The organism is Streptomyces sp. NPDC093225 (assembly GCF_044753805.1).
Taxonomy (GTDB): Bacteria; Actinomycetota; Actinomycetes; order Streptomycetales; family Streptomycetaceae; genus Streptomyces.
This window is the reverse complement of the sequence record NZ_JBIVNX010000030.1, coordinates 27,485-44,814: the sequence shown is the minus strand read 5'-3', so window position 1 is coordinate 44,814 and position 17,330 is coordinate 27,485. Positions and strand designations below refer to the sequence as shown.

The following is a 17,330-nucleotide window of genomic DNA, read 5'->3' as shown; positions in this document are numbered from 1 at the left end:
GGTACGCCGGTCAGCCCTCGGCCGGGACCGCGTCCTCGGCCCGCAGGGTCAGCGGAACGTTGCCCTTGACGGCCTGGGAGTACGGGCAGACCGCGTCCGCCCGGTGCAGCAGGGGCAGCAGGTCCTCGCCCCGCCAGCCAGGCAGCGAGACCGTCATGGTGACCGCGAGCCCGTACCCGGCGGCGGTGTCGGTCGTCCCGAGCTCCACCTGGCAGGCGACCCGCGCGGCGGCGGCGTCGACACCGAACTCGCCGGCCACCTCGGCCAGGGCGGACGTGAAGCACGCGGCGAACCCGGCGGCGAAGAGCTGCTCGGGATTCGTCGACTCCGGCGCCTTCTTGCGCGGGGGCGCCAGCCGCAGGTCGAGCCGGCCGTCGTCCGTGACGACCGTCCCGGTCCGGCCGCCGCTCGCGTGGGCGGTGGTGCTGTACAGGGTGCGGGTGAGGGGCACGACCACGATGGGGTCCTCTGCTCGACGGGGACCGCCGCCCGCACGGGACGACGGGGACGCTGCACGGCGCAGGTCACTGTCGCGTCGTCGTGCGTGACCGGGTACGGCGCATCTCGTCCGGGGTCCTCTGAGCAGACCGCCGCCCACCGTAGGCAGCACCCCCGGCCGCCGCAACCGCCGCCGCGGGTGACGCTCCTCACCCGGAGGCCCGGCCGTCCCCACGCCGCCGCCGTAGCCCGCACCCCACCTCGGCCCGCCGGATCCTCGGCGGTGCCGCGGGTCCCGCGGCGCGTGGGCCCGCCGCCCCGGTCACCGCATCCTCGGCGGTGCCTGGCGGGTCCCGTGGTGTGTGGGGGAGGTGCTTGAGGCGTCGTGGCAGGCTGGTCCGGAGGCAGGCCCGGGCCGGAGGTGGCCGAAGGCCAGGGCGAAGCCCCGAAGCCTCCGGGGTGGGCCTGCCGCAGGGCCTGCAGGCCATACCGGCTCAAGCGCCGAGGGGACCCACACACCACGGGACCCACCCCGAAGCGCGGGGACCACCCCAGCCACCCACGCACGCACCCACACGCACCCACGCACCCGCCGGCCCGACCCACCACCCACCCACCCACACCCACCCACCACCCCGCCCCCTCCTCCCCCCCCACCCGCAAAACCCCTCGGCTCTCCCACTCGCCCAGTGGCATGCTGGCCACGTGAACGGACCGGAGATCGCCCTGACCCTCGCCCCCGAGCTGTACCTCTTCGCGGCGCCCGACCGCCGCGCCGCCCGGGCGCGCACGGTCACCGACGGCTCGTCCAGCCTGGGCCACGTCGTCGAATCGGCCGGCGTCCCGCTCACCGAGGTCGGCCGACTCCTCGTCGACGGCCACGAGGTCCCCGCCTCCCACGTCCCGCGCGCCGGCGAGTCCGTCGAGGTCGAAGGCGTCGTACGCCCCCAGCGCGTGCCCGGTGCCCCGCTCCGCTTCCTCCTCGACGTCCATCTCGGCACGCTGGCCCGCCGGCTGCGCCTGCTCGGCGTCGACGCGGCGTACGAGAACGAGGACATCGGCGACCCGGCCCTCGCCACCCGCTCCGCCGCCGAGCGCCGCGTCCTGCTCTCACGCGACCGCGGGCTGCTGCGCCGCCGCGAGATCTGGGCGGGCGCGTACATCTACAGCGACCGGCCGGACGAGCAACTGCGCGACGTCCTCGGCCGCTTCGCGCCCCGGCTCGCGCCCTGGACCCGCTGCACGGCCTGCAACGGCACGCTGCGGCCCGCCGCGAAGGACGCCGTCGTCGACCGCGTCGAACACGGCACGCAGCGGACGTACGACGTCTTCGCCCAGTGCGCCGACTGCGAGCGCGTCTACTGGCGCGGCGCGCACCACGCGAGCCTGGAGCGGATCGTCACCGACGCCCTGGACGAGTTCGGCAACGCGGCCTGAACGTACGGCCCGCACACCACGCACTCACCTCATCGAGGCCACGGAGCCCACCCACCACACCCCACCGCATCCCAACCCAACCGAACCCAACCCAACCCAACCCACGCGCCTCAGAAGGCGTACGTGTCCCCGGTGTCCAGCGCCAGCACCGCGTGCTCGTTGTTCTCCAGCTCCGTGTCCGTCGCCCCGCCGTTCCACCAGGTGTCGATCCGCACGACGGCCTCGGCCGGCCGCTCCTTCAGCAGGAGCACCAGACCGATGTGCCGGCCGCTGCCCTGCACCGGCAGCGAGCCCGTCTCGCAGACCACCACCCGCGCCTCGACCCGGGCGCACCCTTCCGCCAGGCGCTGCCGCTCCGCCAGGTCCACCGACAGGCGCAGCCGCACCGTCGCGTTCGGGAGCGCCGCCGGTCCGTGGTTCTCGGGCACCAGCCAGATGCCCAGCCGGCCCGCGGCCAGCGACACCTGCCCGTGGTACGCCACGTCCGCCTCGGGCATCACCGGCTCGCCGCCGCCGCTGCCCGCACGCGGGGTCGCGACGGCCGTACCGGCCGAGCACACCCCCGCCACGACCGCGGACAACGCCGCGGCCACCACCACACCTCGCGCGGCACGCCCTACCGACCCGGCACGCGCGGTACGCCCAGTACGCATGCCCCGCACGATAAGCAAGCCGAAGATCCACTCATCGGATTACCACTCTTTCGTGGACGCGCCGCTCCCCCACCCGCCACGACCACACCCACCGCACCCACCGCACCCACGACAACCCACCCACCCCTGCCCACCCAAAACCCACCCACCACCCACGCACCCATCCACCCACCACAGCCGCCCCACCGCCGATGGCAAGCTGGCGCCCATGCTGATCGCCCGCTCCGCCGCCCTCTTCCTCCTCGCCGCCGTCCTCGAGATCGGCGGCGCCTGGCTCGTCTGGCAAGGCGTGCGCGAGCACAAGGGCTGGCTCTGGATCGGCTCCGGCGTCGTCGCCCTCGGCCTCTACGGCTTCGTCGCCACCCTCCAGCCCGCCGGCGACTTCGGCCGCGTCCTCGCCGCCTACGGCGGCGTCTTCGTCGCCGGCTCGCTCGCCTGGGGCGCAGTGGCCGACGGCTACCGCCCCGACCGCTGGGACGTCACGGGCGCCCTGGTCTGCCTGGCCGGCATGGCAGTGATCATGTACGCACCACGCGGCCGCTGAAACCCCCACCCGCACCACACCCGCGGCACCGGCACCCGCACCCGCACCGAGCCGCCCCACACCCACCCACCCAGCCAGCCCACCCCGCCCACCCGCCCCCGCCTATGCTGGCGGCACACGGACCTTCGACCACGTGACCGAGCGAACCCGCGAACCCGCGAGCCCGCGAACCCGCGGACGCGCGGACGCGCGAACCGCGAACCGCGAACCCACGTGACCGAGCGCAGCACGCGAAGCACCCACCGAGGAGTACGCATGACCACCCGCACGGCCGTCGTCACCGGAGCCAGCAGCGGAATCGGCGCCGCCACCGCCCGGCAGCTCGCCGCCGCCGGGTACCACGTCGTCCTCACCGCCCGGCGCAAGGACCGCATCGAGGCCCTCGCCGCCGAGCTCACCGCCGCCGGGCAGCAGGCCACCGCCCACGCCCTCGACGTCACCGACCGCGCCGCCGTCGACGCCTTCGCGGCCTCCCTCGACCGGTACCCCTCCGTCGACGTACTCGTCAACAACGCCGGCGGCGCCCTCGGCGCCGACCCCGTCGCCACCGGCGACCCCGCCGACTGGCGCACGATGTACGAGGTCAACGTCATCGGCACGCTGCACGTGACCCAGGCCCTGCTGCCCGCCCTGGTCGCCTCCGGCGACGGCACGGTGGTCGTGCTGTCCTCCACCGCCGGCCACGCCACCTACGAGGGCGGCGCCGGCTACGTGGCCGCGAAGAACGGCGCCCGCGTCCTGGCCGAGACCCTGCGCCTGGAGATCGTCGGCCAGCCCGTCCGCGTCATCGAGGTCGCCCCCGGCATGGTCCGGACCGAGGAGTTCGCCACCACCCGCTTCCGCGGCGACGCCGAGAAGGCCGCCAAGGTGTACGCGGGAGTGGCGGAGCCCCTGAGCGCCGACGACGTCGCCGACACGATCACCTGGGCCGTCACCCGCCCCTCCCACGTCAACATCGACCTCCTGGTGGTCCGCCCCCGCGCCCAGGCCTCGAACACGAAGGTCCACCGCGAGCTCTGACCGCCACAGGCGTCAGCGCCGCGCACCCCACGGGCAACGGCCCCACAGGGCGGACCCCCGAGGCTCAGGAGGTCAGCGCCCCGGAGGCTCGCGCAGGCAGCGCCCCGGAGGACAGCACCCCAGAAGACCTCAGGTACGGCATGAGGGCCGCGGGCTTCAGCCCCGCGGCCCTCGCCGCGTCCAGCGCCCGCCGCAGGTCCGCCCCGAGCCCGGGCGTGAAGTGCAGCAGCACGATGTCACCGGACCGCAGCGCCGGCGTCGCGGGCGGGGTGTCCCCCCAGGTCGTGAAGTCGTACGTCCACGTCACCAGGGCCTTCGCCCCGCACGCCTTCGCCGCCAGCCGCACGGCGTCGTCGTACGCCCCGTACGGCGGCCGCACCAGCTTCGGCGACCGCCCGAAGGCCGCCGCCACCCGCTCCTCCGCCCCGCACAGCTCGGCGTCCTTCCCGGCCGCGTCCAGGGCCGTCAGGTCCGGGTGGTTCACGGTGTGGTTCTCCACCCGCACCCGCCCCTCGTCCACCAGGCCCGTGAAGTAGCCGGCGTCGTACGAGAAGGCCCCCGGCAACAGGAACAGCGATGCCGGCACCCGCCCCTCGACCAGCGTCCGCGCCACCTCCGGATCGTGGTACCAGCCGTCGTCGATCGTGATGAACACGACCTTGTCCGAGGTCGGCACGTGCGACACCACCGGCGGCAGCCCGGCCGGCCGCGCACCGGCCGACCCGACCGACCCGAGGCTCAACCCCACCACCGCGAGCAGACCCACGACAACCCGAGATCTCCACATGCCGCACACCTTGGTCTAGACCATCGGGTGCGGTCAATACCCTTACACCAAAGGAAAGTTGCAGCCCCCAGCCCTGCCTCTGCCAGCCCTGCCTCACCGAACCCCAACCCCACCCCACCGGCCTCCGCACGGACCTACTCGTGAGCTCACGACGGCTCGCAACCCTTCGGCACGACCCGCGAGGCCGCCTTCTCCTTCAGCTGAGGATCGCCCGCCAGCTTCCGGGGCAGGATCGTCGTCACGTCGATCACAGCCGACATGAGTTGGCCCTTCTCCACTTCGGCGCCCTCCAGGTCGGCGTATCGCAAGTTCGCGCACCACAGATTCGCGCCGCTCAGCTGCGCGCCGGCCAGCTCCGCACTTCCCAGATTCGCGGAGGTCAGATTCGCCCTGGTCAGGAAGGCGCTGGACAGGTCGGCACCACCCAGGCGCGCGCCGGAAAGATCAGCGTCGCGCAGCACCACGCCAGCCAGGTGAGCGCCGGACAGGTTCGCTCGGCGCAGGCTCGCCTCCTTCAGAAGGAAGTGTTCGAGGTGGATGCCGGGCAGGTCGGCGAACCCGTCCCCCTCTTCCCTGTTGTTCTTGTCCGTGAGAATGGCGAGTGCCGCGTCGAAGTCGCGGCCGGGCAATGTGAAGTGGACCGGGTCCAGCTTCTTGTTGTGGGTGCGGAGGAACGCGGAGAGGATCTGCATGACGGTGGGCTGGTCGCGCCGGGAGTCGTGCATGATGCGACTCAGGCCGTAGATTCCGCCCATCCGCACTTCTTCGGAACGGTTGTCGAGGAGTTGGACGGCGGCCATGTACCGGTCGGTGAGCTGTCCTTCTCGGGCGATGGCCTGCTCGGTGCTCACCTGCGTGATCGATTTCCAGGTGAAGCCGACGAGAACGAAAGCACTCAAGGACGCCAGCAGGGCGACCGTCTTCTCGACTCGCTTCCACACCTGCTGACGGGATCCGTAGCCGGAGCCGTAACCGGGCCCCGTGGCGCCCGGTGCCCGCGTCCTCCGCCGCCCGATCTGCCGCAGCCGGCCGGCCGGTGCCGCCCTCCGGGGTCCCCTGGTCACGCCCACACCGCCACCGCCACCGCAATCGGCAGCGGACGCCGACGACCTCGCACCGGGCCACTCGCGACCAAGGGGCCGATCGGGACCATCAGACCTCTCTCGCCCGCGCCCGCCGCGCCAGCAGCTTCCCCAGCTCCCACAGCCCCAACAGCACCACCGCGGCCAACAGCGCCCACCCGAACTGCCGCGCGTCGATCTCGGTCGTCCCGAGGAGGCGCCGGAAGCCGTCCATCTGGGTCACCAGCACCGCGAGCACGAACTGGGCCAGCGCCACCCAGTTCATCTGCCGGCTGTCGAAGGTGGACGGCGTCAGCACCGAGTCCGTCTCGCTGCGGCACTCGAACGCCGCCACGATCAGGCACAGGGCGAAGGCGGTGAACGCGATCGACTGGCCCGTCCCCGTGCTGTCGTAGCGGGCTTCACCGAGCTTGATCAGTCCGAGCAGCATGACGGTGATCGCCAGCCCCGCCAGCCCGACCGTCACCAACACGGGCCGGGTGAGCACCGACTCCCCGCGCGGCCGCGGCCTGCGCCGCATCAGCCCGGGGCTCTCCTGGTCGAAGCCGAGCGCGAACCCGAACGAGGCGTTGACGACGAAGTGGATCCACAGCACCTGCGGCGGGGTGAAGGGCTCACCGGCGGCGATGTTGAAGACGGTGGCACCGAGGAAGGTCAGGACGAACGTGACCAGCAGCAGGAGCACGAACCGGATGTACTTGGTGAGGTTGTCGTAGATCCTCCGGCCCTGCTCGACGGCGTAGACGATGGTGGCGAACTTGTCGTCGGAGAGGATCATGCGTCCGGCGTTCTTCGCCACGTCCGTGCCGCTGCCCATGGCGATGCCGATGTCGGCGGCCTTGATGGCGGGGGCGTCGTTCACGCCGTCCCCGGTCATCGCCACGACATCGCCCTTCTTCTTGAGCGTGTCCGCGAGCAGCACCTTGTGCTCCGGCGCGACGCGCCCCACCACACCGATGCCGTCGATGCGGGCGAGCTGCTCCTCCTCGCTCATCGCGGCGAAGTCGGCCCCGAGGATCGCCTCGCCGGGGATGCCGAGCTGCCGCGCGATCGCCGCGCCGGTGGTGACGTCGTCACCCGTCACCATGCGGACCCGGATGTGCCCCGCCTGCGCCCCGGCCACGGCGGTCTTCGCGTCCTCCCGCGGCGGGTCGACCATGCCGACGAGACTGGTCATCCGCAGCTCGGTCACGTACCCGAGCAGGTCGCCCTCGGGATCGAAGTCCGCCGGGTCCAGATCCCGGCTGGCCGCGGCCATCACCCGGCGGCCCTCGCTGCCCATCCGCTCGGTCTGCGCCTCGGCGCGCGCGGACAGTTCGGCGTCCCACGGGATGGTCTCGCCCGCCGCGAGCGCGGTGGCGGCCCGCGCCACCACCGCCGGCACCGCGCCCTTGACGAAACACCGGACGACCTGCCGGCCGGAGGAGGCGTCGACCGCCGAGTGGAAGGTGGCCATCAGCTTGTAGTTCGGGTCGAAGGGCAGCGTGGCGAGCCGGGGGAGGCCCTCCCTGGTGGTGTCGATGTCCAGCCCGGCCTTGTGCGCGAGCACCAGCAGCGCGCCCTCGGTGGGATCGCCCACCACCTTGCCGTCGACCAGCTTCGCGTCGCTGGCCACCACGTACGGCAGGATCGCGTCCTCGATGCCGGCGGAGGAGCCCGCGGCGTGGTGGACCTTCCCCTCGAGCCCGTAGCCCGTGCCCGAGACGGTGTACCGGTCGGTGGGACTGACGACTTCGACGGCGGTCATCTGGTTCATCGTCAGGGTGCCGGTCTTGTCCGAGTTGATCGCCGACGTGAACGCCAGCGTCTCGACCGACGGCAACTCCTTGACGATGGCGTTCCGCTTCGCCAGGTTGAGGCTGCCCACGGACAGGATCGCCTGGGTCACCGTCGGCAGGGCCTCGGGGATCGCGGCGATCGCCAGCGACACCGCGCTGACGAACAGCACGTCCCACGCCTGGTCGCGCTGCCGCCCCAGGACGAACATCACGATCATGGTCAGGCCGGCCGCGCCGGTGATCCACAGCGTCAAGGTGTCGAGCTCCCTAGTGAGCGGCGGCACCTCCTTCTCCGTGGCCGCCAGCATCCCGGAGATCTTGCCGACCTCGGTCGCGGCACCGGTCGCGGTCACGACGAGCACACCGCTGCCGTGGGTGACCGGCGTGTTCATGAACGCCATGTTCGTCCGGTCACCGGGCGCCGGCCGGGCTCCCCGCAGCACGTCGACGTCCTTCGAGGCGGGAACGCTCTCACCGGTGAGCGCCGACTCGTCGATCTGCAGGGCGTTGGCCTCGATGATGCGCCCGTCCGCCGCCACCTGGTCCCCGGCGGCGATGAGCACGACGTCACCGACGACGAGCCCCTCGGCGGGGATCTCGGCCTCGGTGCCGTCCCTGCGGACCCGCGCCGTCGCCTTCATCATCGACTGCAGCGCGTTCATCGCGCTCTCGGCCTTGCCCTCCTGGCGCAGGCCCACGACCGCGTTGAGCAGGGTCAGGACGATCAGCAGGATCGCGGTGGTCCACTCCTGGATGAGCAGCGAGACGACCGCCGCGGCCACCAGCACGATCTGCATGTAGCTGCGGTACTGGCGGAGGAACCGCCGCCAGGTCGGCAGCCCCTTCTCCTCGGGCAGCGCGTTCGGGCCGTGCGCGGCCAGGAGCTCCGCGGCCCGTCCTGCGGAGAGGCCGACCGCCGGATCGACGGCGAAGGCCGCCACGACCTCTGCGGGCGTGTGCGCGTACCAGCCGTCGTCCCCCGGGGCCGGGGGACGTTCTCCCACGGAATCCGAACGCACCGTCATCGTCCTGCCTCCGATCCGCGGCCGCGGTTGCGGTAGCGCCCGGGCCGATCACCCCACTCCGAAAGCCCTAGCCCCGCCTTTTCCCGGACCGCCTCTTCCCGGACCGCCCCTTTCCCGACCGACCCTTCTCCGACCGGTCCTCGTACGGATCGGCGGCGGCCCCCTCCGGGGCCTCCCGCTCCAGGTCCCGCTTGGTGGCGAGCAGGTCCTTGCGCGCCGCGTCCCCGACGTCGGGGTACTGCGGATCGATCTCCATCAGGGTGTGCGCGAGGATCGCCGCCGCGCAGATCCGCGCGAACCACTTCCGGTCGGCCGGCACGACGTACCAGGGCGCCCACTTCGTACTCGTGGCCGACAGCATTTCGGAGAAAGCGTGCTGGTAGTCGTCCCAACGGCGCCGCTCCCGGACGTCGGCCGCGGAGAACTTCCAGTTCTTCTCCGGCCGGTCGATCCGCTTCAGGAAACGGGTGCGCTGCTCTTCCTTGGACAGGTTCAGGAAGATCTTCACCACTGAGAAGCCGTTGTCCGTGAGGTACCGCTCCCAGCGGTTGATCTCCCGGTAGCGCCGGTCCCACAGGTCCCGGCCGCCCTCGACCTCCGGCAGCCGCTGCCGGACGAGGTTCTCGGGGTGCACGCGCACGACGAGGACCTCCTCGTAGTGCGAGCGGTTGAAGATGGCGATCTCGCCGCGCGCGGGCAGTCGTTGCGCGTAGCGCCACAGGTAGTCGTGGTCGAGTTCCTCGGCGGAGGGCACCTTGAAGCTGCTGACCCGGACGCCCTGCGGGTTGACGCCGCTCATCACGTGGCGGATCGTCCCGTCCTTGCCGCCGGCGTCGAGCGCCTGGAGGCAGAGCAGCACGCCGTGGCTGTCCTGGGCCGCCAGCCGCTCCTGGTACTCGGCCAGCAGCGACACCCCGGTCTGCAGCAGCTCGACCCCGTCCCGCTTCTTCAGGCCCGCCTTGTAGCGGGGGTCGAAGTCCCGCCCCAGGCGCACCGTCGACCCCGGTTCCACCCGCAGTGGCTCGATGAAGTCCGCGATGCGTCCGGCTCTCTCGTCCGACATCACCTATCAGCCCCTCGCTGGTCCGGGGGTGAGTACGGGGCGTCCGGGCCGCCGCTCCTCACGGGGACGGCCCGGGGACCGGGACGGTCCCGCCGCGGACGCGACGGGACACCCTCGCGCTCATTGTGGGCTCGCCCGCACAAGATCGCCCGCTCAGGCCGGAGCGGGCGCCCGTCAGCCGTTGACTGCGCCCGTCAGCCCTTGACGCAGATGACCTGCTTCAGCTTCGCCACGACCTCGACCAGGTCCGTCTGCTGGTCGATGACCTGCTCGATCGACTTGTACGCGCCGGGGATCTCGTCGACGACTCCGGAGTCCTTGCGGCACTCCACGCCCCGCGTCTGCGCCTCCAGGTCATGGGTCGAGAACCGCTTCTTCGCCGCGTTCCGGCTCATCTTGCGGCCCGCGCCGTGCGAGGCGGAGTTGAACGACGCCTCGTTCCCGAGACCCCGCACGATGTACGAGCCGGTGCCCATCGACCCGGGGATGATCCCGTAGTCGCCGCTGCCGGCGCGGATCGCGCCCTTGCGGGTGACCAGGAGGTCCATTCCGTCGTACCGCTCCTCCGCCACGTAGTTGTGGTGGCAGCTGATCTCCTGGTCGAAGCTGACCTTTGCCTTACGGAACTCGCGACGGACGACCTCTTTGAAGAGGCTCATCATGATCGCGCGGTTGTACTTCGCGTACTCCTGCGCCCAGAAAAGGTCGTTGCGGTACGCCGCCATCTGCGGCGTCTGCGCGATGAACACGGCCAGGTCGCGGTCGACGAGGTTCTGGTTGTGCGGGAGGGACCGCGCCACGCCGATGTGGTGGTCCGCCAGCTCCTTGCCGATGTTCCGGGAACCGGAGTGCAGCATGAGCCAGACCGAACCTGACTCATCGAGACAGAATTCGATGAAATGATTACCAGATCCGAGCGTTCCGATCTGCTTTCTGGCTCGCTCGTGACGGAATTTGACCGCATCGGCGATGTAGTCAAAGCCCTCCCACAGCGAGGCCCAGCTCCCGGTGGGGAACCCGTACAGCCGCCCCGGGTCCACCGGGTCGCGGTGCATGCCCGCGCCGACCGGGATGGCCTGTTCGATCTTGGAGCGCAGGCGCGAGAGGTCGCCCGGGAGGTCGTTCGCCGTCAGGGACGTACGGACGGCGGACATGCCGCAGCCGATGTCCACGCCGACCGCCGCCGGGCAGACGGCGTCCTTCATGGCGATGACGGAGCCGACGGTCGCGCCCTTGCCGAAGTGGACGTCCGGCATGACGGCCAGGCCCTTGATCCAGGGGAGGGTCGCGACGTTGCGGAGCTGCTGCATCGCGACGTCCTCCACCGTGGCGGGATCCGTCCACATGCGGATGGGGACCTGCGCCCCCGGCACCTCTACATACGACATACCGTGCTCATTCCCCCGGAATTGATCAGAAGTCTGGAAAACGCAAAAACCTCGCTCTTGGGCCCGAAAGAGACATCGGACCAGCGTCGGCGCGTGTGCGTGCGATAGACATTGTGTCCAGCCGCCTCCGGAGGGCGGCAACCGCTTTTCCGCCCGAAGGGAGCCCCGCGAGTGCCTCGCGAGACGCAGCGCGACCGGCGACGACGGAAGGCCGTGCTGCCCGGCCTCGCGGTGCTCGCGGCCCTGGCCGCCGGGTGCAGCGCGGGCACGGGCGCCGACGGCGCCGGGTCCGATCCGAAGCCCGGCGAGACCCCCGTCACGCAGGCCGCGCCCGGCAAGTACAGCGTGCTGCCCGAGCCCTGCTCGTCCGTCGGGTCGCGCCGGCTGAAGTCGATGCTGCCGAGCGTGTCGTCCCTCACCTCGGAGCAGCGCGAGCAGCTGTACGCGGGCACGGCGGACGTCTCGTACGACGGCGACCGCCGCGTCGGCTGCCGCTGGAAGGCGGAGGCCGAGGACGCGACGCGGCTGCTGTCCGTGGGGTACGAGCGGGTGGTCGCCTACGACCCGGCGACGAGCGACGACGACAAGGCGCAGGAGGTGTACGTGCGCCAGCTGGAGGCCGCGCACCTGACCCTGCCGCCCCCGACCACCTCGGCCACCGCCTCCGCCCCCACCCCTTCCACCACTACGACGGCGAAGGCGTCCGGCGCCCCCGGCGCGGCCGGTACGCCCGCCACGTCGGCCGGCACGGCCTCCGGCAAGCCCCCCGTCACCCACCAGGCCGCGAGCACCGGCCCGGGGTCACCGGGCGGGCCGGGCAAGCCGGGTGCGGGCTCGGCAGCCGCACCGGGCAAGGGCTCCCCGAGCGGCACGCCGTCGGCCGGCGCCGGCACGGGCCCCGGCACCGGTGAGGACGAGGGCAGCGGCGACGGCGACGAGTTCCTGGGCTCGCGCGTGCTGGAGGACCTCGGCGACGAGGCGTTCCTGGAGGACCGGCTCAACCCGGCCGGTCCGACGTCCCAGGCACGGACCGTCCGCATCGTCTTCCGCTCGTCCAACGTGATCGTGACGCTCGAGTACGCGGTCCAGCCGATCCTGCCCGGCGCGGTCCCGGACGCGAAGCAGACCCAGCAGCGGGCGCTCCAGCTGGCCTCGCAGCTCGCCGACGAGCTGACCGACTGACCGACCGACCGACTGACCGACCTACTGACCGACCGGCCTGCAACCGCCCGCGGTTGCAGGGGCGTGACCTCACGCACACGCGTCCGTGGCCCGCTCGGGCTACCGTTGCCGGGTCCCCGCAGACCACTGAGTGAAGGAACCATGCACCGATCAGCCTCGCGCCTCACCCGCCTCATCGCCTGTGCAGCCGTCCCGGTGATCCTGGCCGTCTCCGGCTGCTCCTCGGACTCCGACTCGGGTACGGGCTCCGGCGCTGACGGCGGCAGCAAGTCCGACGGGGGCTCCGCCTCGGCCCCCACCGCCAAGCCGACGCCCACCCTGGAGAAGGTGGCGTTCGCCAAGCTGCCCGAGCCGTGCAAGACGCTCGCCACGAAGACGATCGGCGCGCTCGTGCCCGAGGCGAAGGACGCGGACGGTACGGCCGCCAAGTCCAACGACCTCTCCAGCCGTGCCACCTGCTCCTGGAACGGCCTCGACGAGGACGGCCTGAAGGGTTCCTCGTACCGCTGGCTGGCGGTGTCGATGGCCCGCTACGACTCGCACGAGTCCCTGGGCGGCGGCAACAAGCGCGCCGCCGAGCAGTACGCGAAGCAGGTCGAGGCGGCGAAGACCGCCGAGGGCGCGACGGGCGTGCAGACGCAGCCGGCCTCGGGCATCGGCGACGAGGCGACGACCGTGGTGTCGAAGGCGAAGAAGCAGGTCGACTTCTTCAACCAGACCGTCGTGGTGCGCACCCAGAACGTCGTGATCACGCTGGACTACAACGGCGCGTCCTACGAGGGCCAGAAGGCGCCCGACACGGCGAAGCTCCTCCAGGACGCCGTCGCGGCGGCCAAGGAGGCCGTGGCCTCGGTGGCCGGGGCCAACAAGCAGTGACCTGTCGGTAGTCGTCCGTAAGCAGCTGTGTTCCTTGTGGGGCCTGGCGGTGTGACGTACGGCGGGCATGTGCCAGGCTGTGCCCGCCAGGCTCGAAGGTGGGGAGGGGATCGCGGGTGGCCGCGATGCAGCTGACACGGACGCACCGGATACTCATCGGTGTCGTCATCGCCGGTGCCGTGGTGATCGCGGGCATCGGTTTCGCGGGCTCGTACGCCGCGGTGCGCGCCCTCGCGATCAAGAAGGGCTTCGGGGACTTCTCCCTCGTCTTCCCCATCGGCATCGACGCGGGCATCTGCGTGCTGCTCGCGCTGGACCTGCTGTTGACGTGGATCCGGATCCCGTTCCCGCTGCTGCGGCAGACGGCGTGGCTGCTGACGGCGGCCACGATCGCGTTCAACGGCGCGGCGGCGTGGCCGGACCCGCTCGGCGTGGGCATGCACGCGGTCATCCCGGTGCTGTTCGTGGTCACGGTGGAGGCGGCCCGGCACGCGGTCGGGCGGATCGCGGACATCACCGCGGACCGGCACATGGAGGGCGTGCGCCTCACGCGCTGGATGCTCTCGCCGTTCCCGACGTTCAAGCTGTGGCGGCGGATGAAGCTGTGGGAGCTGCGCTCGTACGAGCAGGCGGTCGGCATGGAGCAGGACCGGCTGATCTACCAGGCGCGGCTGCAGGCGCGGTACGGGCGGGCCTGGCGCCGGAAGGCGCCGGTGGAGGCGCTCATGCCGCTCCGGCTGGCCCGGATCGGCGTCCCGCTCGCGCAGACCGCGCCGGAGGGCCTGGCCGCGGCGGGCATCGACCCGGTGCTGCTGCCCCCGGCGAAGCCCGCGGTCGCCGCGGGCGAGCCGGCCGCCGCCGTGGCGGGTCCTGCCGTGGCCGCGACCCCGGTCGGCGCCGCGGATGAGGCACGGCCGGCGCTCGAGGCGGGCGCGGCGGCACAGCTGCCCGCGCTGGACCTCGCGCAGCTGGCCCAGCTGGCCCAGCTGGCGGGGCTCCAGGCACTGGCGGCGCAGCAGGCCGAGCAGCCGCAGGACGCACAGTCGGCCCAGCAGCCCCAGGCCGCACAGCAGGGCCGGCCGCAGCAGGCTCGGGCAGCCCAGCCGGCCCCGCAGCCGCAGGACGCACCGCCGGGCCAGCCGGGCCGGCCGCAGGCACCGATCCAGCCGCAGCAGTCGCAGCCGGCCGGCGGCCGCCCGGGCATACCCGCGCAGGGCACCCCCCAGCAGGGCGTGCCCCCGCAGGGCACGCCCCAGCAGCAGGCCGCGCCGCAGCCCCCGACGGGCCCCCAGCAGGCCGCCGCCGGTCCCCTCCGCCAGCCCGCGCCGCAGGGCCGCCCCGTCGCCCCGCAGGGGCCGCAGGCACCGCAAGCGCCGCAGCCCGGTGCCGAGCAGGGCGTCTGGGCCGGACCGCCGTACTCGATCCCGGTCGATCAGCTGGACCCGACGCAGATGCCGGCCGCGCACGACAGCTCGTGGTTCGCCGGCCCGATGGCGCCGCAGGGCGCGTACCAGGGCGGCTACAACCCGCAGTTCGTCGACGGTCTGGAGCCGCACCCGGTCGCGCCCCCGATGGGCCCGGAGGCCGCACCGGAGTCGGCCCCGGTTCCGCTGCCCGCCCCGAGCGGCGCCGAGCCGGACCGGGCCGCACCCGCACCGGAGCAGGCGCCCGCACAGAGCACCCAGAACGCTCAGAACCCCCAGAGCCCCCAGAGCCCCCAGAGCCCCCAGGACGCCCAGAACGTCCAGGGCGTCCTGGACATGGACCTGCCCGCCGAGCCCGGGGACGCCGCCGAGGACTCCGTCCAGGCCGGTGACGCCGAGTTCCAGGAGCTGGCGTACAAGGCGTTCAAGGCGTTCGTGGACGAGTACAACAACTACCCGTCCACCGAGGTCCTGGAGATACACCTCGCGGACATCCACGGGGTGACCCACCCGCGTGCGGCGAGCATGCTGCGCCGGATGCTGCCCTACATGAAGCAGCGCCACCAGACGGAGCTGGAGAACGAGCACATCGCCTGACCCCGAGCCGTACCCGCACCCGCAGACGCGGCGCACGGGCGGAACGACGGAACGGCGACGGAACAGAGACGGAACGGGCGAGGGCCCGCACCCCAAGGGGTGCGGGCCCTCGCCCGTACTCCGTACGCGCGACCGGATCAGGCGGCCAGCAGCTTGCGCACCCGGTCGGCGCCCACCGCCAGCAGCAGCGTGGGCAGGCGCGGGCCGGTCTCGCGGGTGACGAGCAGGCGGTAGAGCAGTGCGAAGAACTGGCGCTGCGCGACCTTCAGCTCGGGCGTCGGCTTGGCCTCCGGGTCGAGCCCGGCCATGACCTTCGGCACGCCGTAGACGAGCGTCGTCAGGCCGTCCAGCGACCAGTGGGTGTCGAGGCCCTCCAGCAGGAGCGCCAGCGAGCGGCGCCCCTCCTCGTCGAGCGAGCCGAGCAGTTCGGCGTCGGGCTCGTCGCGGACCAGGGTGCGCTGGTCGGCCGGGACCTGGGTGGTGATCCAGTTCTCGGCGCGGTCCAGGCGCGGGCGGACCTCGTCGAGGGAGGCCAGCGGGTTCGCCGGGTCCAGGTCGGACAGGATCCGCAGCGTCTGCTCGTCGTGGCCGGCGGTGATGTCGACGACGGACGCGAGGGTCCGGTACGGCATCGGGCGCGGGGTGCGCGGCAGCTCGTGGGAGGCGACGCGCACGGCACGGGAGTGGGCGGCGGCGTCGGCGGGCAGCACGGAGCCGTCGGCGACCTTGGCCTCCAGCTTGTCCCACTCGTCGTAGAGCCGCTGGATCTCCTGGTCGAAGGCGATCTTGAAGGACTGGTTCGGGCGGCGGCGGGCGTAGAGCCAGCGCAGGAGCTGCGGCTCCATGATCTTCAGGGCGTCGGCCGCGGTCGGGACGCCGCCCTTCGAGGACGACATCTTGGCCATGCCGCTGATGCCCACGAACGCGTACATCGGGCCGATGGGCTGCTGCCCGTCGAAGATGTGCACGATCTGGCCGCCGACCTGGAACGAGGAGCCCGGCGAGGAGTGGTCCACGCCCGAGGGCTCGAACACGACGCCCTCGAAGGCCCAGCGCATCGGCCAGTCGACCTTCCAGACCAGCTTGCCGCGGTTGAACTCGGTCAGCTTGACCGTCTCGGTGAACTCGTCCTCCGTGCAGACGTACGTCAGCTCGGTGGTCTCGTCGTTGTAGGAGACGACCTTGGTGAAGTCCTTGTTGCAGGCGCCGCAGTAGGGCTTGTACGGGAAGTACTCCGCGCCCTCGGCGCTGCCGTCGTCCTCGTTCGCGGCGCCCGAGCCCTCGGCGGCCTCCAGCTCGGCCTCGTCGACCGGCTTCTGGCCCTGCTTCTTCGCGGCCTTGGGCTTGGTGCGGTACTGGGCGAGCACGGCGTCGATGTCGCCGCGGTGCTTCATCGCGTGCAGGACCTGCTCGCGGTAGACGCCGGTCGTGTACTGCTCGGTCTGGCTGATCGGGTCGTACTCGACGCCCAGCTCGGCCAGCGACTCGACCATGGCGGCCTTGAAGTGCTCGGCCCAGTTCGGGTACGCGGAGCCGGCCGGGGCCGGGACCGAGGTCAGCGGGCGCCCGATGTGCTGGGCGTGCGACTCCTCTGTGACGCCGGGGATGCCCGCGGGGACCTTGCGGTAGCGGTCGTAGTCGTCCCACGAGATGAGGTGGCGGACCTCGTACCCGCGGCGGCGGACCTCGTCCGCGACCAGGTGCGGGGTCATGACCTCGCGCAGGTTGCCCAGGTGGATGGGGCCGGAGGGGGACAGACCGGACGCGACGACGATCGGTTTGCCCGGCGCACGGCGCTCCGCCTCGGCGATGACCTCGTCCGCGAAACGGGAGACCCAGTCGGTCTCGGTGCTGCTCTGGGCGCTCTGAGCCACGACACGTCCTTCTATCTCGTACTGCTCGTACTGCTTGGCTGGGAACCATTCTCCCAGACGGAGTCCCCGCCCCCGGGGTTGCTTTATATGCCGCGATGGGGTCGATGCCCCCGTGGGATACTCGTGAGGCCCGGCGTACACGTACGCGCACCCTGCGTGCCG

14 protein-coding genes and 1 riboswitch are annotated in these 17,330 nt (G+C 72.2%); of the genes, 6 read left to right on the top strand and 8 right to left on the bottom strand.

Annotated features, from left to right (window positions below; genetic code table 11):
- Positions 1 to 10 precede the first annotated feature (10 nt).
- Positions 11 to 457 carry an Ohr family peroxiredoxin gene (locus tag ACIQCH_RS24960; RefSeq protein ID WP_402584324.1) on the bottom strand — a complete coding sequence of 149 codons (447 nt, stop codon included), beginning with the start codon at positions 455 to 457 and terminating at the stop codon, positions 11 to 13.
- A gap of 72 nt (positions 458 to 529) precedes the next feature.
- A riboswitch (guanidine-III (ykkC-III) riboswitch) is annotated at positions 530 to 592 on the bottom strand.
- A gap of 551 nt (positions 593 to 1,143) precedes the next feature.
- On the opposite strand from ACIQCH_RS24960, the gene ACIQCH_RS24955 reads away from it, so the two are divergent.
- Complete coding sequence (locus tag ACIQCH_RS24955; protein ID WP_402584322.1) at positions 1,144 to 1,875, top strand: Mut7-C RNAse domain-containing protein; 732 nt, start codon at positions 1,144 to 1,146, stop codon at positions 1,873 to 1,875.
- Positions 1,876 to 1,985: 110 nt separating this feature from the next.
- Here ACIQCH_RS24955 and ACIQCH_RS24950 read toward each other — a convergent pair whose 3' ends face one another.
- On the bottom strand, positions 1,986 to 2,468 hold the full coding sequence (locus ACIQCH_RS24950) for a hypothetical protein (protein WP_402584320.1): 483 nt from the start codon (positions 2,466 to 2,468) through the stop codon (positions 1,986 to 1,988).
- 268 nt (positions 2,469 to 2,736) lie between these two features.
- On the opposite strand from ACIQCH_RS24950, the gene ACIQCH_RS24945 reads away from it, so the two are divergent.
- Positions 2,737 to 3,072, top strand: a complete 336-nt coding sequence (locus tag ACIQCH_RS24945; RefSeq protein ID WP_402584318.1) for a YnfA family protein — start codon at positions 2,737 to 2,739, stop codon at positions 3,070 to 3,072.
- A gap of 255 nt (positions 3,073 to 3,327) precedes the next feature.
- Positions 3,328 to 4,092, top strand: coding sequence for an SDR family NAD(P)-dependent oxidoreductase (locus tag ACIQCH_RS24940; RefSeq protein ID WP_402584316.1), 765 nt, complete (start codon positions 3,328 to 3,330; stop codon positions 4,090 to 4,092).
- Positions 4,093 to 4,156: 64 nt separating this feature from the next.
- Here ACIQCH_RS24940 and ACIQCH_RS24935 read toward each other — a convergent pair whose 3' ends face one another.
- From ACIQCH_RS24935 to ACIQCH_RS24915, 5 genes are all read right to left on the bottom strand, one after another.
- The gene (locus ACIQCH_RS24935; RefSeq protein WP_402584314.1) at positions 4,157 to 4,879 is read right to left on the bottom strand and encodes a polysaccharide deacetylase family protein; all 723 of its coding nucleotides are present in this window, start codon (positions 4,877 to 4,879) and stop codon (positions 4,157 to 4,159) included.
- A 146-nt stretch (positions 4,880 to 5,025) separates the two neighbouring features.
- Entirely contained in the window at positions 5,026 to 5,820 is a 795-nt protein-coding gene (locus ACIQCH_RS24930; RefSeq protein WP_402584312.1) for a pentapeptide repeat-containing protein, read from the bottom strand.
- Positions 5,821 to 6,031: 211 nt separating this feature from the next.
- Entirely contained in the window at positions 6,032 to 8,764 is a 2,733-nt protein-coding gene (locus ACIQCH_RS24925; RefSeq protein ID WP_402584310.1) for a cation-translocating P-type ATPase, read from the bottom strand.
- A gap of 67 nt (positions 8,765 to 8,831) precedes the next feature.
- Complete coding sequence (locus ACIQCH_RS24920; protein ID WP_402584309.1) at positions 8,832 to 9,827, bottom strand: polyphosphate kinase 2 family protein; 996 nt, start codon at positions 9,825 to 9,827, stop codon at positions 8,832 to 8,834.
- Between the two features lie 194 nt (positions 9,828 to 10,021).
- Positions 10,022 to 11,215 (bottom strand): RtcB family protein, encoded by a 1,194-nt coding sequence (locus ACIQCH_RS24915; protein WP_402584307.1) that lies wholly within the window; start codon positions 11,213 to 11,215, stop codon positions 10,022 to 10,024.
- 171 nt (positions 11,216 to 11,386) lie between these two features.
- Between ACIQCH_RS24915 and ACIQCH_RS24910 the strand changes: the two genes are divergently transcribed.
- The 3 genes from ACIQCH_RS24910 (at position 11,387) to ACIQCH_RS24900 (ending at position 15,294) form a co-directional block, all read left to right on the top strand.
- The gene (locus ACIQCH_RS24910) at positions 11,387 to 12,397 is read left to right on the top strand and encodes a DUF3558 domain-containing protein (protein ID WP_402584305.1); all 1,011 of its coding nucleotides are present in this window, start codon (positions 11,387 to 11,389) and stop codon (positions 12,395 to 12,397) included.
- Between the two features lie 141 nt (positions 12,398 to 12,538).
- On the top strand, positions 12,539 to 13,273 hold the full coding sequence (locus ACIQCH_RS24905) for a DUF3558 domain-containing protein (protein WP_402584303.1): 735 nt from the start codon (positions 12,539 to 12,541) through the stop codon (positions 13,271 to 13,273).
- A 116-nt stretch (positions 13,274 to 13,389) separates the two neighbouring features.
- On the top strand, positions 13,390 to 15,294 hold the full coding sequence (locus ACIQCH_RS24900; protein ID WP_402584301.1) for a DUF2637 domain-containing protein: 1,905 nt from the start codon (positions 13,390 to 13,392) through the stop codon (positions 15,292 to 15,294).
- A 137-nt stretch (positions 15,295 to 15,431) separates the two neighbouring features.
- Here ACIQCH_RS24900 and lysS read toward each other — a convergent pair whose 3' ends face one another.
- Positions 15,432 to 17,168, bottom strand: coding sequence for a lysine--tRNA ligase (gene lysS, locus ACIQCH_RS24895; protein WP_402584299.1), 1,737 nt, complete (start codon positions 17,166 to 17,168; stop codon positions 15,432 to 15,434).
- Between the last annotated feature and the right edge of the window lie 162 nt (positions 17,169 to 17,330).

Bases quoted from the DNA above. Each gene is read 5' to 3' on its own strand.
- ACIQCH_RS24915 (WP_402584307.1), bottom strand. From the start codon at position 11,215: ATGTCGTATGTAGAGGTGCCGGGGGCGCAGGTCCCCATCCGCATGTGG.
- ACIQCH_RS24940 (WP_402584316.1), top strand. From the start codon at position 3,328: ATGACCACCCGCACGGCCGTCGTCACCGGAGCCAGCAGCGGAATCGGC.
- ACIQCH_RS24905 (WP_402584303.1), top strand. From the start codon at position 12,539: ATGCACCGATCAGCCTCGCGCCTCACCCGCCTCATCGCCTGTGCAGCC.
- ACIQCH_RS24925 (WP_402584310.1), bottom strand. From the start codon at position 8,764: ATGACGGTGCGTTCGGATTCCGTGGGAGAACGTCCCCCGGCCCCGGGG.
- ACIQCH_RS24945 (WP_402584318.1), top strand. From the start codon at position 2,737: ATGCTGATCGCCCGCTCCGCCGCCCTCTTCCTCCTCGCCGCCGTCCTC.
- ACIQCH_RS24920 (WP_402584309.1), bottom strand. From the start codon at position 9,827: ATGTCGGACGAGAGAGCCGGACGCATCGCGGACTTCATCGAGCCACTG.
- ACIQCH_RS24935 (WP_402584314.1), bottom strand. From the start codon at position 4,879: ATGTGGAGATCTCGGGTTGTCGTGGGTCTGCTCGCGGTGGTGGGGTTG.